Origin of the sequence: Barnesiella sp. CU968 (assembly GCF_905219685.1) — a bacterium.
In the GTDB taxonomy this organism is placed as follows: domain Bacteria; phylum Bacteroidota; class Bacteroidia; order Bacteroidales; family Muribaculaceae; genus Lepagella; species Lepagella muris_A.
The window spans coordinates 1-2,216 of sequence record NZ_CAJMXD010000442.1; the positions used below are offsets into that span (position 1 = coordinate 1).

Here is a 2,216-nt window from a genome sequence, read left to right on the forward strand (position 1 = left end):
TCACTATACAGGTATAAGTTTTGCGAATCAGGTCATAGAGAAAGTGGCTGAGATTCCTGACGGAGCCATTGATCCTTCTGTACGTTCTCAGATTGTGAAAGAGGCGAGATTCCTGCGTGCGTATTATCATCTGAAACTGATACTTAACTGGAAGGAAATAATTGTAAGAGACCATTATATCACCGACCCGGATGATCTGAACCGTGGATTGTCATCCAGAACGGATACCTGGGATTTCATAATGCAGGATCTGACAGATGCGACTTCTCTTCCTGCCGGATATGGCTCAGATAATCTTGGCCGTGCCACATGCGGGGCAGCTTACGCCTATCTTGGTTTTGCCAACCTCACGCGTGCATATGAGGAGCCGGCGCGCAAGGACGAGTTCCTTAAAGCTGCGGTGACTGCCCTTGACAAAGTTACAGGTTATAGTCTTGAGAAGAATTACGCTTCTATGTTCGATGCATCGAATAAAAACTGCAAGGAGTCGGTTTTCGAACTTCAGACATCGATGAGCACTGCAAACGGTGCCAATTACCGTACACAGATGCATCGCTGGATTGGGTGCAGCGAACTCTGGGGTTGGGATGAGATTCTTCCATCCACCGTTCTTATGAATGAGTTCCGCAAAGAGGGAATGACAGCTACTACGGGACGTTATGATTCCCGCATGTATGCAACCATCTTCTTTAAATGCGATTACTATAACGACGGCAGCGGAAGGGTGTATGGACATGACTACGATGACTGGTTCAATGGCGCGGACAAGCCTGCATTCCGTAAATTCATGCCTGCGGATATGGCGGGACTTGAAACCAATTATTGTGCGATAAATGTTCCCTTAATGCGTTATTCAAATGTATTGCTCATGAAGGCGGAGGCTTTGAACGAGCAGGGACATCCAGAACTCGCGGTTCCGCTGATTAATGAAATCAGGGATGTGCATGGAGACATGCCTCCGATGCAGGGCACGACGCAGGATGCGGTGCGTGCGCAGATAGAACATGAACGTATGATAGAGTTTCCTCTTGAAAACTGGCGTTGGTATGACCTCCGCCGCTGGGGAAAGACAGCAGAGGCTCTGAAGAATGCCGGTCGTCCCGGTTTTGACGAGTCGAAGGCTTTCTATCCTGTTCCTCTTACTGAAATAAATTCCAATTCAGCATTATAACTAATCGAATAAAAGGTATCCATGTTTAAGATTATTCTTATAATGGCATCCGGTATTTTAGCCGGATGGCTTCTGAGGAGACGGAATCTCCGTCTCCTCGGAAGAATAATCTCTGTGCTCATATGGCTGTTGCTTTTCCTGTTGGGTGTCGAAGCCGGAGGTGATGAAAGAATAGTAAAGGGAATTGCTTCCTTAGGAATGGAGGCTCTGGTTATCACGTCTGGAGGCGTTGCCGGGTCATCAATTCTCGCGTATGCATTATGGCGGGTTGCGGTGCGCAGGAAAACACGTGAATCCGGGAAAGGGGGTGAAGTGCGATGAAAGGAAGTCTTATAATAGTAGGTTTCTTTATTCTCGGCATTATCGCCGGCATGACCGGACTGCTGCATATCGATGATTTCGGTTTTGATGTCAGCTTTACAGCTCTTGCAATGCTGATGTTTTGCGTTGGTATCGGTGTGGGCAGTGATTTCTCAGCCTTGAAAAGTCTGCGCACCCAAAGCGGTGTGATGTTGCTGCTTCCGTTGATAACAATCATCGGAACCTTGGCGGGATGCTCGGCGATCTCTTTGTTATTCCCCGACAGAAGTGTCTCGGATATGCTTGCTGTAGGATCCGGCTTCGGATATTATTCTCTGTCAAGCATATTCATTACAGAATACAGGGGTGCGGAACTCGGAACCATAGCGCTGCTTGCGAATATATGTCGTGAGATCATAACGCTTCTCGGTGCTCCGCTGATATACAGATGGTTCGGANCTCTTGCTCCGATTTCTTCGGGTGGAGCCACGAGCATGGATACTACTTTGCCGATAATTACTAACGTCTCCGGCAAGGAATTTGTGGTGCTTTCCATCTATCACGGATTTGTGGTGGATTTCAGCGTACCGTTTCTTGTTACATTTTTCTGTAGCTTTTAAACAGCTTCTAAGACTTACCATGAAACATATATCAAATCTATGTATATCTGTCACTAGTGTCTCTTAAAAAGTGTTAATCAAATTCGAGGTCAAGAGTTGGATGGCAATTTGCTATTTGTGCTGGC

General features: G+C 46.8%; 3 protein-coding genes. All 3 read left to right on the plus strand.

The features are described from left to right. Window positions 1-1,171: RagB/SusD family nutrient uptake outer membrane protein (locus JX312_RS12540; RefSeq protein ID WP_204458233.1), on the plus strand; the 1,171-nt coding region annotated here is incomplete at its 5' end. A 21-nt stretch (window positions 1,172-1,192) separates the two neighbouring features. Then, window positions 1,193-1,492, plus strand: a complete 300-nt coding sequence (locus tag JX312_RS12545) for a LysO family transporter (RefSeq protein WP_123405871.1) — start codon at window positions 1,193-1,195, stop codon at window positions 1,490-1,492. Beyond that, window positions 1,489-2,091 carry a lysine exporter LysO family protein gene (locus tag JX312_RS12550; RefSeq protein WP_204458235.1) on the plus strand — a complete coding sequence of 201 codons (603 nt, stop codon included), beginning with the start codon at window positions 1,489-1,491 and terminating at the stop codon, window positions 2,089-2,091. Before JX312_RS12545 ends, JX312_RS12550 begins: the two co-directional genes overlap by 4 nt. Window positions 2,092-2,216 lie beyond the last annotated feature (125 nt).

What these genes read in the sequence shown, in the direction of transcription:
- JX312_RS12545 (WP_123405871.1), top strand. Translation starts at nt 1,193, where the DNA reads ATGTTTAAGATTATTCTTATAATGGCATCCGGTATTTTAGCCGGATGG.